Below are 16,648 nucleotides of genomic sequence, written 5' to 3' on the forward strand. Positions count from 1 at the left end.
TATGATGATAAATTTAAGAGAAAAGATTCTAGCATATGGTGTCAATACTTTGAAAGATGAAGAATTGTTAGCCGTTATTCTTGGCAATGGTACTTCAAAAAATTCGGTGTTAGACATTTCAAAGAAAATTGTTTGCTATTCCAACGGTTTAAATTTGAGTTTGGAACAGTTAATGTCGTTTAATGGTATAGGTGTAGCACAAGCCTGTAAAATTTTGGCAGCAATTGAATTAGGAACAAGAAAAATTCAAGCTGATGTTATTCCTGAAACGGTCGTTTCGGTGGATAATATCGGAAAACATCTAGTAAAAAAAATTGGAAACGCTCCACAGGAAAAACTAGTGGCTGTTTATTTGAATAATAGTTATCATATAATTGATGAGAAAGTTATTTTCATCGGAACTGTTGATCAAGCGACAGTTCATCCGCGGGATATTTTAAGAGAAGCCGTAGGAATGTCTGCAACTCAAGTGGTTATAGCACACAATCATCCCAACGGCTCGTTGAGTTTCTCGCAGAATGATCAGGAGTTTAGTTTACGACTTAAAAAATGTTGTCATTTAATAGGAATAAACTTAATCGATCACTTAATTATTACAAAAAAAACTTATTCTAGTCTTAAGACCTTAAATTTAATTTAGGATATGATTTCGTCGCTCTTTCAATCGGCGTTTTCTATGATATAATTTTGTTTAGCGTAAAATGTGGTGTGTACTTTAAAGGAGAGAAATAAATTGTTTGGTATTGGATCAAAGAAGCTCGGTATAGACTTGGGAACTGCAAATACTCTAGTTTATGCTGAAGGAAAAGGTATAGTTTTAAATGAACCTTCAGTTGTTGCAAAAAATAATAACACTGGAGAAATTGTTGCAGTCGGTTCAGATGCACGTGAAATGATTGGTCGTACACCTGGTAGTATTTCTGCAATTCGTCCAATGCGTGACGGTGTAATTGCTGACTATGATACAACAGCAGCAATGATGAAGTATTTCATCGAAAAGACAGCTAACAACTCAAAACCATCAGTTATGGTCTGTGTACCAAGTGGTGTTACTGAGGTTGAAAAGAGAGCTGTTATTGAAGCAACTCAACATGCAGGAGCTCGTGAAGCTTATGTAATTGAAGAACCATTTGCAGCTGCTATCGGTGCTGGACTTCCAGTTATGGATCCTACTGGTAATATGGTTGTTGATATTGGTGGTGGTACTACTGATGTTGCTACAATTTCATTAGGTGGTATCGTATCATCTCGTTCAATTCGTGTTGCTGGTGATAAGTTTGATGAATCAATTTCTGCATATATCAAGTCAAACTACAATCTCCAAATTGGTGAAAGAACTGCTGAAGATGTTAAGATTCAAATTGGTTCTGCTTCAATCGAAAAAGCAAAAGAAATTGAATCAATGCAAATTCGTGGTAGAGATTTGGTTACAGGTTTGCCAAAGACAGTTCAATTAACTGGTGAAGACATTGCAACAGCTATTCATGAAAATGTCGAAGAAATAATTGAAACAATTAAAGAAACTCTTGAGGAAACATCTCCTGAAATTGCTGCCGATGTTATCGACCACGGTATTGTTCTTACTGGTGGTGGAGCATTGTTGCATCATTTACCAGAAGTTATTTCTGAAGCAACGGGAGTTCCTGTATTCATTGCTCAAGACCCACTAGATTGTGTGGCTATCGGTACTGGTGAATCATTAAAGAATATCGATGTAATGCGTCGCCAAAAATAAGCGGGTTAATCCCGTTTTTTTTATTTGATCTACTAGGAGGAAGCAATGCAAAAGTTTTTTTCAAATAAAAAATTGATTATTTTAATGATACTTATTATTGTTACTTTTGGTCTTTTGGCGGTTACGGTCAATATTCGTGATAACAAAAATACCCCACCAGTCGTCCAACAAGTCGGTAATGATGTTGTCAGCGTGGTTGGCGGAGTATTTGCTTACCCAACTAATGCTGTGAAAAATGCTACCTCAGAATTCTCTGATTTGTATAATACATATTCCGAGAATAAGCGTCTTAAGGCAAGAATTGGTGAGTTAGCTCAAAACCAAGCTAAGCTAGAAGTAGTTCAAGATGAGAATAAGAAATTAAAACAAGAATTAAAATTAAATGATACTTTAACTGATTACACAACAGTTAATGCCTCTGTTTTGTCGCGTTCACCAAGTAGTTGGCAAAGTTACTTGACGATTAACCGTGGTCAAACTAGTGGAATTAAGAAGAATATGCCAGTTATGTCCGGAAAAGGTTTAATCGGTAGAATTGTTGAAGTTGATAAAGTTAGTTCTAAAGTTGAGTTGATTTCAACTGATAATGAGTTGAATGATAAGTTTGCTGCTGAAATCAGTGGAGATAATAATAAAAATATTACTGGTGTTGTTAGTCGTTATGACAGTTCAACTGGTGATCTTGTTATGGAAAACGTCAATTCAGTTAAGAACATTAAAAAAGGCCAAAGCGTCATCACGTCTGGTTTAGGTGGTTTAACACCGCGTGGACTATATATCGGTAAAGTTTACGGTATCAAGAAGGATAATTATGGGATGACAAATTCCGTCTATATTACTCCAGCTGCTGAATTACGTAACTTTACAGTTGTGACAGTTATCAAATCATCTGTTAGTGGTGAGAAGTAATGAATATTAAAACACGAAAGATTTTTGGCCAAGTATTATTCATTTTATTTACGTTTTACCTAGATGGTTTAATGAAATGGGCCTTTTTGAATAATATGAATCACGGCATAATCATCGTTTTGCCACAGTTAATGCTGATGGCTATTGTAATGTTAACAATGCGTATTGATGATCGACGTCAGTTGATTACCTATGGAATTGTTTTTGGATTGATTTATGATTCTTATTACTATGGAATTATTGGTCTTTATACAATTCTGTTGCCATTGTTAATGATAGGAATTGATCATTTTAAATTTCTATTAGTTAAAAACAATATGGGTTATGAACTATCAATTTATTTTTTGTCGTTGACTTTCTTACAATCAGGGATTTATCTCCTAGAAAGATTGTTACAACAGACTAATACAAGTGTATTTGATTTCATCACTTATACATTAGGTCCGACATTGCTTTGGAATGTAGTAGTTTTCTTTATTCTATACATTCCCTTGGCTAATTTGTCGGAATGGTTGGTGAAATATCGGAGGGATAATAAATGAGTGACATCATTTTAAAGGGTGATAAAAGGGGCTTCTCCGTCATTGTTGACGCTAAGGCTAATTATGTTGATGCTTTCAAGGAATTAAAGGAACTTATTATGCAGCAAAACATAAAATCAACCAATGAAAATGATGATGTCATTAAATTTACTATCAAAACTGGTAATCGTTTATTAACTGATGAGCAAAAGGAAGCTATTCGTGATTTCTTTGAAGACTATCCACAATTGAAGTTGATGGATATTGAATCAGATGTAGAATCTAAAACTAGAGTCCAAGAGATATTGGATGCTAATAGAACAACAGTCGAATCAGGAATTGTCCGTAGTGGACAAAAATTGGATTATCAAGGCGACTTAATTTTTTTAGGAACTTTGCATCGAGATGCTCAGATACGTGCAACTGGTTCAATTTATATTCTTGGTGAAGTCGATGGTATTGTTCAGGCTGGTTATCCGAATAATACCGAGGCCGTAATTTTTGGCAATTTGGAAAATGTTGATCAGTTAAGAATTGCCGACGTCATTGAAATCGTAACCGATGATAATAAGGCTGATTTTCAGACTGGAAAATATGCTTATATTGATGATTTGCATTCGATCAGTGTTGATGATTTAAAGAATTATAAGAGATAGATTAAGGAAAAAGGGCAGGTTAACTATGGGGATATCAATAGTTGTTACTTCTGGAAAAGGTGGAGTAGGTAAAACTACTACTACTGCAAATGTTAGTTCTGTCTTGGCAAGTCTTGGCAAAAAGGTTTGCATGGTTGATTTGGATATTGGATTGAGAAATCTTGATGCAGTTATGGGACTGACTAATCGAATTGTCTATGACATTGTGGATGTTGCTCAGCATCGAGTAGTTGTTTCGCAAGCTTTAGTTCGAGACCCAAGATTTGAAGATAATTTGTATTTGTTAGCAGCCTCACAGTTTGCTGATAAGTATGTTTTGGACAAAGAATCAGTGGGTAATATTGTCAATGAACTAAAACAACGATTTGATTTTGTGATGATCGATTGTCCTGCCGGAATTGAATATGGTTTTCAAAATGCCGTTTCAATTGCTGATGGTGCCTTGGTCGTAACTAATCCAGAAGTTGCTTCAGTTAGTGATGCAGATCGAGTAGTTGGAATTCTTGAAAATATGAATATGCCAATTACACCACATTTAATTATTAATCGAATTCGTAAGAATATGATCAATGAAGGAACTTCAATGAGAATTGATGATATCGTTAATCATTTAGGAATTCCTTTGTTGGGAATTGTTATTGACGAGGATAAAGTTATTGCCGCCTCCAATTCCGGTCAAACAGTTGCGTTTGATCCTCAAAGTGATGCTGGCCATAGTTATCAAAATATTGCTCGAAGAATGTTGGGACAAAATATTCCTTTGAATCTGTCGAGTGGTACTAAAAAAGTTGGCTTTTGGGGCAGAGTGTTTGGAAGAAAATAAACTCTATGGTACAATTTTTCTGTAAATTAAATAAGTCAACACAGGGGGAGCCTTTGGCTGAGAGTGAACAAATTGTTCAGACCCTTTAAACCTGTTATGTTAATACATGCGTAGGGATAGTGTTGTTCAAGCAGATGCTCGAACTCTCTTGTGATGACTAAATCAGAAGGGAGTTCTTTTTTTATGACTAATGTTGGAAGAAGTAGCGATTTAATCGTTATTACCGAAGGGGCTTTAATAACCGCTTTGGCATTAGTTTTATCATTTGTACCACATTCAACTGGGGTATCCTCGATTGAATTTATGTATGGTTTGATACCAATGGCCATTTTTGCATTACGTCGTGGTCTTAAGGCTGGTTTAATGGCAGGCCTAGTTTGGGGAATTTTGGATCTTGTGTTGCGGGGGTTCAGCAATGGCGGATTTTTAAATCCTCTACAAGGTTTTGTTGAATATCCATTAGCATTCGGTGTTGTTGGTTTGATCGGCCTAGGTAGTGTGCGAGTTAAACGCGCCATTGAAGAAGGTAAGAGTACTTTAGGATTAATTATTTTTTATTCAGCAATTGGTTTCTTTGCAAAGTATTTCTTTCATTTTATTGCTGGTGGTATTTATTGGGGAAGTTATGCTCCTAAGACAATGAACCCATGGATTTATTCATTGGTCATCAACGGAGGCAGTTTTATTGCCAATATGATAATGATGTTGGTTTTGGCAGTGGTATTGAATCGAGTATTTAAACGATTAATCATTGTTAGAAATTAGTTAAAAATCAAAGAGGACGTAAACCATTAAGGTTTACGTCCTCTTTTTTTTGTTTTTAAATAAAACTCATTATGGCACCTAAAACTACTCCACCGATTGTGACTAATATCATTAGCCAAACAACAACCTGAGTAATTTTAGTTAAAGTGCTTTTAGGTTTTTTATCGTCCAAAACTTCCACCACCAAATTAATATATAGTGAAATACTACTTCACAAAACCAATTTATGCAATCTTTGTAAGAGCTTATTTCCAAAATTGGGAAAATCCCCCACCGCTAGAACTGTATAATTAGTAACTGCTTTCACATTTATTGACCGAATGTCAATATCGTGTGGTTAAAAGTGGGGAATTGTGGTAAATTAGGAAGTGTTAAAGAATCGAGGTGAGCCTTCCATGTTTATGGGTGAATTTCATCACACACTTGATACAAAAGGTCGGGTTATTGTCCCAGCTAAGTTTAGAAAGTTGCTTGGTGATGGTTTTGTTATAACTCGAGGCATGGATGGTTGCCTTTTTGGGTATCCTTTGGAACAGTGGGATAAACTTGAAGCTCAATTAGATAAGTTACCCTTGACGAAGAAAGATGCTAGGGCATTTACTCGTTTCTTTTATTCTGCTGCTGCAGAGGTGGAATTTGATAAACAAGGTCGGATTAATTTGTCGACTTCATTGATCAAATTTGCCAAATTAAACAAGAATTGTGTAATCGTTGGCGTTTCCGACCGAATTGAAATTTGGGATGAGGAACGTTGGAATCAATTTAGCCAAGAGGCTGAAGATAATTTTGAAGAAATATCGGAGAAAATGACAGACTTTGACTTCTAATGTATATAAACATAAAACAGTACTTTTAAAAGAAACTATAGATGAAGTGAATCCTCGTGATAATGGGATTTATGTTGACGCAACCTTTGGACGTGGAGGACACACTAAAGAACTATTGAGTCGAGTACACCATAGTCATCTTTATGTTTTTGATCGTGATGAAGCTGCTATTGAAGTCGGTGAGAGTATTCAAAATGATTCTGAAATAATTGGCGATAACTCGTTAACTTTGATACGTGATAATTTTGAAAATATGCAAGAACGTCTGAATGAACTTGGGGTAGAGAAGGTCGACGGAATTGTCTATGATTTGGGAGTTTCATCTCCACAATTTGATGACGCCGTACGTGGCTTTAGCTATAAAAAAGAAGCACGTTTAGATATGAGGATGGACCAAAGACAAGATCTTGATGCTGAAAAAATCGTCAATGATTGGTCTTACAATGAATTAGTAGGTATTTTCTATAAATATAGTGATGAAAAATTTGCTAAGCAAATAGCTCGTGCTATAGAACGTACTCGTGAAGATCACCGCATTACTTCAACTTTGGAATTAGCAGATATTATCAAGAATGCTATTCCAGCGGCTGCCAGAAGAACTGGAGGCCATCCTGCAAAGCGTGTATTTCAAGCAATAAGAATTGCTGTTAATGATGAGTTAGGATCTCTTGAGAGATCACTTGAACAAGCAATTGATTTGTTAGCTCCAAAGGGCAGAATCAGCGTTATAACTTTTCAATCTAAAGAAGACCGAATTGTTAAGCACATTTTTAAGGACAATTCCCATGTCGATGTACCAAGGGGACTACCTGTTATTCCAGATGATATAAAACCAATTCTAAAACAGATAACTAGGAAACCAATTTTACCTAATACTGAGGAATTGTCTGAAAATAACCGGGCTCATAGCGCCAAATTACGTGTTGTTGAAAAGATATAATGGAGAATTAATATGAGAGAAGAAAGTACTGCTAGAAATTTACAAGAATATCAAGTGGAACAACAACCTAAGCCAGAAGTACAAGTTACTCCTGAATCGCAAGGTGTTGCTCTGTCAAAATTTGAGACTTGTGCTATTGTTGGCCTCGCTCTTTTGACTTTGGCCTTAATGGTAACTTTGGTTAGCATAAAAGTTTCTATGACTTCTTCTCAAAATAAATTGGACAGTTTAACAACACAAATATCGAAAACAAATACAAGTAACGTTAATTTAAGACAAGAAATTTCTGAGTTAACTAGTTTTGATCGTTTTTCTTCTTTTGCAAAAAAGCATAATTTGAAAATGAGTGACAACAATGTAAGGAATATTTCGAAATGAGTAAGTTCAGAAAATTATTTAAAAATAAGGCAAGACGCAATCATTATATTGTTGGTATGGTAATTTTGATTGCGACTGCCTTTTCTTTTATCCTTTTTGTCCAAAGATTCGCCTATGTCTCAATGAGTAAGCAATATGATGGTGTTAATTTGGTTAAAAGGACTAAACAAAAATATGAAAATGTAACAAAGGTTAATGCTAAACGTGGCGACATTTTGGATAATGATGGCAATATGATTGCTGGTGATGCAACAATTTATAATATTTATGCAATTGTTAGCCACAAATCTAAAACGACTGATGGTAAGCCAGATTATGTTACCGATAAAGAGAAAACAGCTCGAATTTTAAGCAAGTACTTACCGCTATCACAAAAACAGCTTCGGAAGTATTTAACTCCTAAAAGTAAAAATCAATATCAAGTGGAGTTTGGTCAAGCAGGACGTGGTTTATCAATTGAAATCAAACGAAAGATCACTGCCAAAAAGCTTCCAGGAATTCACTTTGTAGAATTACCTTCGAGATCTTATCCAAATGGAGTTTTTGCAACAAATTTGGTTGGTATTACAAAAGCTGATAATGCTAATGATCAGAATAGTAATATTAGTGGTGTAATGGGAATCGAAAAATACTTTAATAAAGTTCTGTCTGGTCGCAACGGTAAAAAGATTACAAAGGTTGATAACAGTGGTAATGAATTGCCTGATTCACAAGTAATCGAAAAGAGTTCTGCTGATGGTTCGAATATTTACTTAACTTTAAATAGTAAAATTCAACAATATGCTGAAATTTTGGCACAAACTGTTGATGAGAAGTATGCACCTAAGGATCTTCAGATTTTAGTTATGAATGCTAGAACAGGCGCTATTGAAGCGGCCACACAACGGCCAACGTTTAATCCTACTACGGGTAAGGGACTAAGTGATAGTTGGCGTGATACTTTGGTTGAAGATCAATTTGAACCGGGATCAGTTATGAAAATCCTTACTTTGTCAGCATCAATTGATTCTGGCAATTATGATCCTAATCAGCTATACAAATCCGGTACTGTTGAAGTTGGGGGACGAACAATTGGTGATTGGAATACTGCCGGTTGGGGTTATATTCCACTTTCACAAGCTTTTACTAGATCATCTAATGTTGGAATGGTCAAATTGGAACAAGAAATGGGTTCTAAGACATGGCTCGAATACATGCACAAATTTAATATTGGTAAGAAGACCGGTATTGAATTGCCTGGCGAGGTTTCTGGTAGTATTTCTTATGAGCACACTAGTGATCAAGCAATGACTTCTTTTGGTCAAAGTGTCAATGTCAATACAATCCAAATGCTACAGGCTTTTTCTGCTATTGCTAATGGTGGAAAAATGATCAAACCTCAAATTATTAAAAAAGTTGTTGATCCTAATACTGGCAAGACTACTAAAACTTTCAAACGACAAGTTGTTAGTCAACCAATTAAAGCAAGTACGGCCAAGAAGGTTCAAAAGGCAATGCGTCAAGTTGTTACTAAAGAATATGGTACAGGTATTGTCTACAATGTTCCGGGTGTTAAAGTTGGGGTTAAAACAGGTACAGCTCAAATTGCCTCACCAGAAGGTGGTTATTTGACTGGTAATAATAATTATATTTTCTCAGTTGCAGGTTTAGTTCCATACAATGATCCTAATTACATTGTTTACGTAACTATGAAACAACCACAGAAAATGACAGAAGCGCCAGAAAAAATTCTTTCAGAAATCTTCAATCCATTAGTTAAAAGGCTAGTAAGTCAAGGTGAATCGCCAACTAATACTACTGAAGCTGGCAGTCAGTATGTCAGCATTCCTAGTCTATTAGATAAGTCGACTAATGATGCCTTGAGTGAAATCAAGGACTTGAAATTACAGTCTGGTGTTGTTGGTACTGGTAATAAGGTAGTTCAACAATTACCAGCAAGTGGTGAGAAAGTCATGCCGGGTCAAAGAATTGTCCTATTGACTAACGGAGCAATGACAATGCCTGATTTGACTGGCTGGTCAAAAAATGATGTTTTGAAATTTGCCGAAATCACTGGTAAGCAGGTCACAACTAAGGGTGATGGATATGTGGTCAAACAATCTATCAAGTCTGGTCATGTGATAAATGAGAGTGGTAAAATTATAGTTACATTGAAAAATAAATAATTAAGGGGATTTTCATGGAAATTAGTCATATTGTTTTCGATATAGTTAGCTCGTTTGCCATCGTAGCTATCTTAATGCCTTTCTTGATTGGATATTTGGTTGCTCACAAAGAGGGTCAATCAATTCGTGAAGAAGGTCCAAAATGGCATGAAAAGAAATCAGGAACACCAACTATGGGTGGGCTGTTGATTATCTTTGCAACACTTGTTACTGACGTCTGGGTCGGTATTTGGCAAGGACAAATGGATCGATCATTGTTGATCACGACATTTGTCATTGTTTTGTATGGATGTATTGGTTTTATTGATGATTTCATCAAAGTATTTAAAAAACGTAATCTTGGATTACGTGCTTGGCAAAAAGCTTCATTGCAAGTTATTGTGGGAATTATTTTCTTGTATGTCTACAATGATGATCAATTGCCAATGAATTTCACGATTCCTGGTATTTTATCAGTTAATTCAGCAGTGATTTTCATTTTATTTACACTTTTCTGGTTAGTTGGTTTCTCAAATGCTACTAACTTGACTGATGGTTTGGATGGTTTGTTAGGTGGATTAGGAGCCATATCTTATGCAACTTATGGTGTTATTTCACTTAATCAAAACCGTATAGATCTAGCAATCGTTTGTTTCTCAGTTGTTGGAGCTTTGTTAGCCTTTTTGATTTACAATCACAAACCAGCCAAAATTTTTATGGGTGACGTTGGTTCTTTGGCATTAGGTGCTGGTTTGGCAGCTATTTCAATTCTTCTAGGACGTTATTGGTCACTATTATTGATTGGTTTGGTTTATGTAATTGAAACCTTGAGTGTTATGTTACAAGTCTTCTCATTTAAAGTATTCCATCGTCGAATTTTTAAAATGACACCAATTCATCATCATTTTGAGATGTTAGGTTGGACTGAATGGAAAATTGATATTGTATTTTGGATCGTCGGTGCAATTTGTTCCGCAATTTATCTAATTTTATTTATATAGGAAGTAAATTATCACAATGAAAACAAAGAGTAATTATTCAAACAAAAAGATCTTAGTATTGGGTTTAGCTAAGAGCGGCTTTGCAGTTGCTAAGTTGCTTAAAAAGATGGGTTCAGATGTAACAGTTGTTGATTCTAATCCTCTAGAAAATAATACAGAAGCACAAACATTGATCGATGATGGATTTAATGTGATTACCGGTAGTAATGATGCCAGTTTAATTGATGATTCTTTTGATTATTTGGTAAAAAATCCCGGAATTTTTTATTCTAATGATTTGGTTCAACAAGCTGAAAAATTGAATATTCCAGTTGTTACTGAACCGGAAATTGCTTATAGTTTTTCCGATGCCACGATGGTTGCTGTTACTGGTACAAATGGTAAAACTACCGTAACAACATTAATTCAATTGATGTTGAAACATTCACCAGAGTTTTCACAGTCATACTATGCCGGCAACATCGGAATCCCTATTTCTGATGTTATTCAAAAAGCTACTAAAGATGACGTAGTGGTTACGGAGTTATCAAGTTTTCAACTAGAAGGAACTATTGACCTGCATCCACATGTTGCAGTTTTAAATAATATTTATTCAACTCATCTTGATTTTCATAAAACACGTGAAAATTATATTAAAGCTAAGATGCATATTACTAAGAATCAAAATAAGAATGATTACTTTGTTGTGAATTACAATACAGAGGAATGGCGTAATCTAGCTCAACAGTCAAATGCTAAAATTTTGCCATTCTCTGATAATCAAGAATTAGAACACGGCGCTTTTGTTAAAGATAATATTATTTATTGCAATGGCGAAAAAATCATGAATATTGATGATATCCAAATTCCTGGTGAGCATAACGTTCAAAATACTTTGGCAGCTATTACGGTAGCTAAATTGTATAACGTTAAAAATGAAGACATTATTGAGGTATTGTCATCATTTAGAGGTGTCAAGCACCGCATACAATATGTCGATACTTTTGGTGGTCATAAATTTTATAATGACTCTAAAGCAACAAATGTTGAGGCAACTATTGTGGCCTTGAGTGCCTTCAAAGCTCCAATTACTTTGATTGCCGGTGGGCTTGATCGAGGTAATGGTTTCGATGAATTAATTCCTTCATTGAAGGGAAAAGTTAATAATTTGGTCGTCTATGGTCAAACGGCTGACAAGGTTATTTCTTCAGCTGAAAAAGCTGATGTTGGCAATATTATTAAAGTAGATAACTTAAGGGAAGCTGTACCAGAAGCATATAAGCAAAGCGATGCTGGTGATGTGATTTTACTTTCACCTGCTGCAGCTAGTTGGGATCAATTCCATACCTTTGAGGAACGTGGAGACCAATATATTGAAGAGGTTGAAACTTTAAAGGGAGAAGTTAAGTAAATGGCAAAGATGCGTATAATTGTTTCCGGTGGTGGAACAGGTGGTCATATTTATCCAGCAATGGCTCTAATCAAGCGTCTTAAAGAACGTGACTTAATTGATGATGTTTTATACGTTGGAACAGAAAAGGGCTTGGAGAGCAAAATAGTTAAGAATGCTGGCTTGAATTTTAAAACAATTGAAATTCAAGGTTTTAAACGTCGTTTAACTCTTGAAAATGTCAAAACAGTTCGTCTCTTCTTATCAAGTATTAGTAAATCTCGCAAAATTATTAAGGAATTCAAACCGGATATTGTAATCGGTACTGGTGGTTATGTTTCAAGTGCTATCGTCTATGCTGCACATACAATGCATATTTCAACGGTCATTCACGAGCAAAATACGATTGCAGGAGTTACTAATAAGTTTTTGGCTCACTTTGTTGATAAAATTGCCATTGCATTCACTGAGGCAACAGATCAATTTAGTGAAAAGAAGAAAATAGTTTTCACTGGTAACCCACGGGCTCAAGAAGTCGTTGATATTAAGAAAAATGATCGTTTAAAAGAATTTGATTTAGCACCAGATAAAGATACAGTAATGATTTTTGGAGGCTCTCGAGGAGCTAAACCAATTAATCAAGCAACCATTGAAACAATGGATCGATTTGTTAAGGCTGATTACCAAGTTCTGTTTGTTACAGGACGAGTACATTATGACAATGTTGTTAAATTGATTGATTCTAAGTATTTAAATAGTGCAAATATCTCCGTATTACCATATATTGATAATATGCCGGAAATTTTGCCTGACATTAAGTTGATTGTAGGACGAAGCGGCGCAACAAGTATTGCGGAAATAACTGCTTTAGGTATTCCAGCAATCTTTATCCCTAGTCCTTATGTCACACATGATCATCAAACTAAAAATGCTATGTCAGTTGTTAAAGTCAAAGCTGCCAAGATGATTCCCGAAAAAGAATTGACATCAGACTCGTTATTTAAAGAAATAAATGAGATTATGAGTGATTCTAAAGTTCAAGAAGAGATGTCTGCTAATTCTAAAAAAATTGGTGTTCCTGATGCGGCTGATCGTTTGATAAAGGTTTTGTCTGACTTAGTAAATAAGTAATTTATGAGGACTAAAGGCGTTGAAGAAGAGAATTAAGATAAGTAAAAATAGTTTTATTTTTATAATAGTTTTTGTTATCGTTTTGATTGCTTATTTTGGTTCACCTTTGAGTAAAGTTCGAAATATTAATGTCAAAGGTGTTAATGATTTAGGTGCGCAACAAATAATTAATGCGACCAAGATCGACGATAATTCAACACTTTTAAATGTTTTGATACATCATGGATCAATTTCTAAAAGAACCGAAAAAAAATTACCATCGGTTAAAAAAATTTCATTTGGAACCCATAATCTTCGTGATTTAACGATCACAGTTAAGGAATATCCAACGCTAGGTTATATTTATAAAGACGGTGGATATTATCGAATAATAAACAATGGTCAGATTTTGAATCAAAAATTGAGTTCTCCAATTGGAAATTATCCAACGTACAGTAATTTTAGTTCGGCTCGATTAAAGAAAATGTCTAATATCTATGCGGGTTTGCCAAGTAATGTTAAGACTAACGTTTCAGAATTTTATAATTCTCCAACTAAGTTGAATCCGTATCGCATTAAAATCGATATGAACGATGGTAATAAGGTTATTGCTGATATGAGAACGGTCCAGTCCAAATTGAAGTATTATCCAGGGATGGCTGCCCAAATGAAGAAAAAGGGCGTTATAGATTTAGAGATCGGTGCCTATTCTTATCCCTTTAAAGACAAGAAATAGGTTTAATATAATCATTTTTGTGTTAAAATTTTTTAGTGAATAGATTTTTCTAGGTAAGGGAGGCTGCCACGATTAATGGACAATTCTGAATTTTTTGTAGGTCTTGATATTGGTACAAATTCGATAAAAGTAGTGGTTGCTGAATCGTCTGATGATAGATTAAGTATTGTTGGCGTAGGAAGCGAGAGATCCGAGGGAGTAAGCCGTGGCGTTATAGTCGATATTGATAAAGCTGCTAATGCTATCCGAAGAGCCATTAAGAAGGCCGAAACACAGGCAAATATTTCCATTCGTGACGTTGTAGTCGGTATATCGGCTAATATGTTACAGATTGAGAAGTGTCAGGGAATGATAGCTGTTGGTTCTCAATCGAAAGAAATCAACGAAAATGACGTCAGACAGGTTATGCTGGCTGCTATGGTCCAAAACTTACCTAGTGAGCGTGAAGTGGTATCGTTGATACCTAAGCAATTCTCAGTTGATGGATTTAATAATATTCGTGATCCACGTGGAATGATTGGCGTACGTCTGGAAATGACAGGTATAATTTATACTGCGCCAAAAACAATCGTACATAATACAAAAAAGGCTATTCAAAAGGCCGGTTTAAATATTATTCATAAAGTTATTTCTCCAATGGCATTGAGTCAAGTCGTTTTAAATGACGGTGAGAGTGACTTTGGTGCTGTGATTATTGACATGGGTGCAGGTCAAACAACTGCTTCAGTTGTTCATGATCATAACTTGAAGTTATCAACAGTTGATTTTGAAGGCGGAGATTATGTTACACATGATATCTCAGTTGTCTTGAATACAACGGTTGATAATGCTAATCAGTTGAAGCTTTATTATGGTAATGCATCAGCTGATAAATCAACCACTGATGAAAATATAAGCGTTGAAGTCGTTGGTAAAAATGAACCAACTATGATTTCAGAAGAATATCTTGCTGAGATAATTGAAGCACGACTTAATCAAATTTTCACCAGATTACAAGGACCACTAGAGGATGCGGGAGCTTTATCCCTACCTGGTGGAATCGTCTTAACAGGTGGGGTGGCTGCCACTCCTAATGTTGAGGATCTGGCTCGAAAGATTTTTGATGTTAAGGTTAGAAGTTATGTTCCAACCCAAATGGGAATGCGTTATCCTTCATACTCACTAGGATTAGGATTAGTAACTTATGCTTCTCGATTGAATGATATTGGAGTGATTGCTGACAATGTCGTCAACGGTGCAACTGTTGACCCAAATGGCGGTAGACCACAACCTCAAGTAGTTCCTGAAACGGTTCAACAGTCGATGGAACAACCTGAGAAACCAGCTCCAGTTCAAGATGAACAAACAAGCCAAGAAGAAACGACAACTCCTGAAAAGGGTAAAAAGATGTCGAAATTCAAGGATTTTTGGAGCAGATTTTTTGATTAAAAATAATATAAAATAAATTAGAGATTTAAAATAGGAGGAACTCCTTAATGGAATATACTTTAGACTCAACCCAAAATAAAGGAGCGGTAATCAAAGTTATCGGTGTCGGTGGTGCCGGTGGCAATGCCGTGAACCGAATGGTAGAAGCAGGAATCAAGGGTGTACAATTCATCGCTGCTAATACTGATGTTCAAGCTTTAGAAAACTCAAATGCCGAAACTAAAATTCAATTAGGACCTAAATTGACTCGTGGATTAGGTGCCGGTTCTAACCCAGAGGTTGGTCAAAAGGCTGCTCAAGAAAGTGAAGAGGCCATTAAAGAAGCTCTCGAAGGCGCAGATATGATTTTCGTAACTGCCGGAATGGGTGGTGGTACCGGTACTGGTGCTGCACCTATCGTTGCTAATATTGCTAAGGAAAGTGGCGCATTGACTGTTGGTGTTGTTACACGTCCATTTGCTTTTGAAGGTGCTAAACGTTCTCGTTTTGCGGCTGATGGTATTACTGAGCTTAAAAAAGATGTTGATACTTTAGTTCTTATTTCAAATAGCAAATTGCTTGAAATTGTCGATAAGAAGACACCAATGAGCGAAGCCTTTAGCATTGCTGACGATGTTTTGCGTCAAGGTGTACAAAGTATTTCTGATCTTATTACATCACCTGGATTCGTTAACTTGGATTTTGCTGATGTTAAGACTGTTATGTCTGATCAAGGTTCAGCTCTAATGGGTATTGGTCAAGCTAACGGTGAAAATAGAATTACCGAAGCTACTAAGAAGGCTATTTCTTCACCATTACTTGAAGTTTCAATTGATGGTGCTAAACAAGTTCTTCTTAATATCACTGGTGGTCCAGACTTATCATTGTTTGAAGCCCAAGACGCAGCGCAAATTGTTTCCGAACAAGCTACATCTGATGTTAATATTATCTTTGGTACTTCAATCGATGATACTCTTGGTGATCAAGTTAAGGTTACAGTTATTGCAACTGGCGTTGAAAGTGGCGATGATCCTAAAAAGAGAGAACCAGCTAGACGTCCTTTAAACAACCCCAGAGCAACATTAAATAACAGTAAGAAGTCAAGTGATGGCAATAACCAACCAAAGCCACAACAACCTCAAACATCTAATGACCCATTGGCTGATTGGGACATCAATCGTGATGCATCTAAACAAAAAGATGTTTCAAGTGAAAAGGGAGACTTTGAAATTTTCCAAAAACCTGAAACAATTGATTTAAGCGATGACGATGATGATTCAACTCCTCCAATTTTTAAACGTCGCAATAAAAAATAAAAGGAGATTTT

At 35.7% G+C, this 16,648-nt stretch carries 18 protein-coding genes and 1 riboswitch; of the genes, 17 read left to right on the forward strand and 1 reads right to left on the reverse strand.

All coding sequences use genetic code 11. From position 1 onward, the window contains the following. The first annotated feature begins 1 nt into the window (after position 1). The 7 genes from radC to thiT all read left to right on the forward strand — a co-directional run bounded on the left by radC (position 2) and on the right by thiT (position 5,409). Entirely contained in the window at positions 2-640 is a 639-nt protein-coding gene (gene radC, locus LAB100_RS00220) for a RadC family protein (RefSeq protein WP_119326945.1), read from the forward strand. A 93-nt stretch (positions 641-733) separates the two neighbouring features. Beyond that, a complete protein-coding gene (locus tag LAB100_RS00225) occupies positions 734-1,735 on the forward strand; it encodes a rod shape-determining protein (RefSeq protein WP_119326944.1) in 1,002 nt (333 codons plus the stop codon). Positions 1,736-1,780: 45 nt separating this feature from the next. Continuing rightward, on the forward strand, positions 1,781-2,644 hold the full coding sequence (gene mreC, locus LAB100_RS00230; protein WP_119326943.1) for a rod shape-determining protein MreC: 864 nt from the start codon (positions 1,781-1,783) through the stop codon (positions 2,642-2,644). Further along, positions 2,644-3,186, forward strand: coding sequence for a rod shape-determining protein MreD (mreD, locus tag LAB100_RS00235; RefSeq protein WP_119326942.1), 543 nt, complete (start codon positions 2,644-2,646; stop codon positions 3,184-3,186). The genes mreC and mreD overlap by 1 nt, the downstream gene beginning before the upstream one ends. Beyond that, positions 3,183-3,821 (forward strand): septum site-determining protein MinC, encoded by a 639-nt coding sequence (locus LAB100_RS00240; protein ID WP_119326941.1) that lies wholly within the window; start codon positions 3,183-3,185, stop codon positions 3,819-3,821. The genes mreD and LAB100_RS00240 overlap by 4 nt, the downstream gene beginning before the upstream one ends. Positions 3,822-3,846: 25 nt before the next feature. Further along, positions 3,847-4,644 (forward strand): septum site-determining protein MinD, encoded by a 798-nt coding sequence (gene minD, locus LAB100_RS00245; RefSeq protein WP_119326940.1) that lies wholly within the window; start codon positions 3,847-3,849, stop codon positions 4,642-4,644. Positions 4,645-4,677: 33 nt separating this feature from the next. Beyond that, positions 4,678-4,779, forward strand: a riboswitch (TPP riboswitch). Positions 4,780-4,827: 48 nt separating this feature from the next. After that, positions 4,828-5,409 carry an energy-coupled thiamine transporter ThiT gene (gene thiT / locus LAB100_RS00250; protein ID WP_119326939.1) on the forward strand — a complete coding sequence of 194 codons (582 nt, stop codon included), beginning with the start codon at positions 4,828-4,830 and terminating at the stop codon, positions 5,407-5,409. A 55-nt stretch (positions 5,410-5,464) separates the two neighbouring features. On the opposite strand, the gene LAB100_RS00255 is transcribed toward thiT, so the two are convergent. Next, positions 5,465-5,590: a DUF4044 domain-containing protein gene (locus LAB100_RS00255; RefSeq protein WP_371851204.1), complete on the reverse strand. Its 126-nt coding sequence runs from the start codon at positions 5,588-5,590 to the stop codon at positions 5,465-5,467. Positions 5,591-5,804: 214 nt separating this feature from the next. Here LAB100_RS00255 and mraZ point away from each other — a divergent pair, with 214 nt between their 5' ends. The 10 genes from mraZ (at position 5,805) to ftsZ (ending at position 16,637) form a co-directional block, all read left to right on the forward strand. Beyond that, positions 5,805-6,236, forward strand: coding sequence for a division/cell wall cluster transcriptional repressor MraZ (mraZ, locus tag LAB100_RS00260; RefSeq protein WP_119326937.1), 432 nt, complete (start codon positions 5,805-5,807; stop codon positions 6,234-6,236). After that, entirely contained in the window at positions 6,226-7,176 is a 951-nt protein-coding gene (gene rsmH, locus LAB100_RS00265) for a 16S rRNA (cytosine(1402)-N(4))-methyltransferase RsmH (RefSeq protein WP_119326936.1), read from the forward strand. Before mraZ ends, rsmH begins: the two co-directional genes overlap by 11 nt. A 12-nt stretch (positions 7,177-7,188) precedes the next feature. After that, positions 7,189-7,554 (forward strand): cell division protein FtsL, encoded by a 366-nt coding sequence (ftsL, locus tag LAB100_RS00270; protein WP_119326935.1) that lies wholly within the window; start codon positions 7,189-7,191, stop codon positions 7,552-7,554. After that, the gene (locus LAB100_RS00275) at positions 7,551-9,719 is read left to right on the forward strand and encodes a penicillin-binding transpeptidase domain-containing protein (protein WP_119326934.1); all 2,169 of its coding nucleotides are present in this window, start codon (positions 7,551-7,553) and stop codon (positions 9,717-9,719) included. Before ftsL ends, LAB100_RS00275 begins: the two co-directional genes overlap by 4 nt. Positions 9,720-9,733: 14 nt before the next feature. Continuing rightward, positions 9,734-10,699, forward strand: a complete 966-nt coding sequence (gene mraY / locus LAB100_RS00280; RefSeq protein ID WP_119326933.1) for a phospho-N-acetylmuramoyl-pentapeptide-transferase — start codon at positions 9,734-9,736, stop codon at positions 10,697-10,699. Positions 10,700-10,715: 16 nt separating this feature from the next. Then, a complete protein-coding gene (murD, locus tag LAB100_RS00285; protein ID WP_119326932.1) occupies positions 10,716-12,089 on the forward strand; it encodes a UDP-N-acetylmuramoyl-L-alanine--D-glutamate ligase in 1,374 nt (457 codons plus the stop codon). A gap of 9 nt (positions 12,090-12,098) precedes the next feature. Continuing rightward, positions 12,099-13,199, forward strand: coding sequence for an undecaprenyldiphospho-muramoylpentapeptide beta-N-acetylglucosaminyltransferase (gene murG / locus LAB100_RS00290; RefSeq protein WP_162894242.1), 1,101 nt, complete (start codon positions 12,099-12,101; stop codon positions 13,197-13,199). Positions 13,200-13,218: 19 nt separating this feature from the next. Then, on the forward strand, positions 13,219-13,914 hold the full coding sequence (locus tag LAB100_RS00295) for a cell division protein FtsQ/DivIB (RefSeq protein ID WP_119326930.1): 696 nt from the start codon (positions 13,219-13,221) through the stop codon (positions 13,912-13,914). 75 nt (positions 13,915-13,989) lie between these two features. Further along, the gene (gene ftsA / locus LAB100_RS00300) at positions 13,990-15,342 is read left to right on the forward strand and encodes a cell division protein FtsA (protein ID WP_119326929.1); all 1,353 of its coding nucleotides are present in this window, start codon (positions 13,990-13,992) and stop codon (positions 15,340-15,342) included. Positions 15,343-15,389: 47 nt separating this feature from the next. After that, positions 15,390-16,637, forward strand: a complete 1,248-nt coding sequence (ftsZ, locus tag LAB100_RS00305) for a cell division protein FtsZ (RefSeq protein ID WP_119326928.1) — start codon at positions 15,390-15,392, stop codon at positions 16,635-16,637. Positions 16,638-16,648 lie beyond the last annotated feature (11 nt).

The organism is Companilactobacillus musae, from assembly GCF_003967595.1.
Lineage (GTDB): Bacteria > Bacillota > Bacilli > Lactobacillales > Lactobacillaceae > Companilactobacillus > Companilactobacillus musae.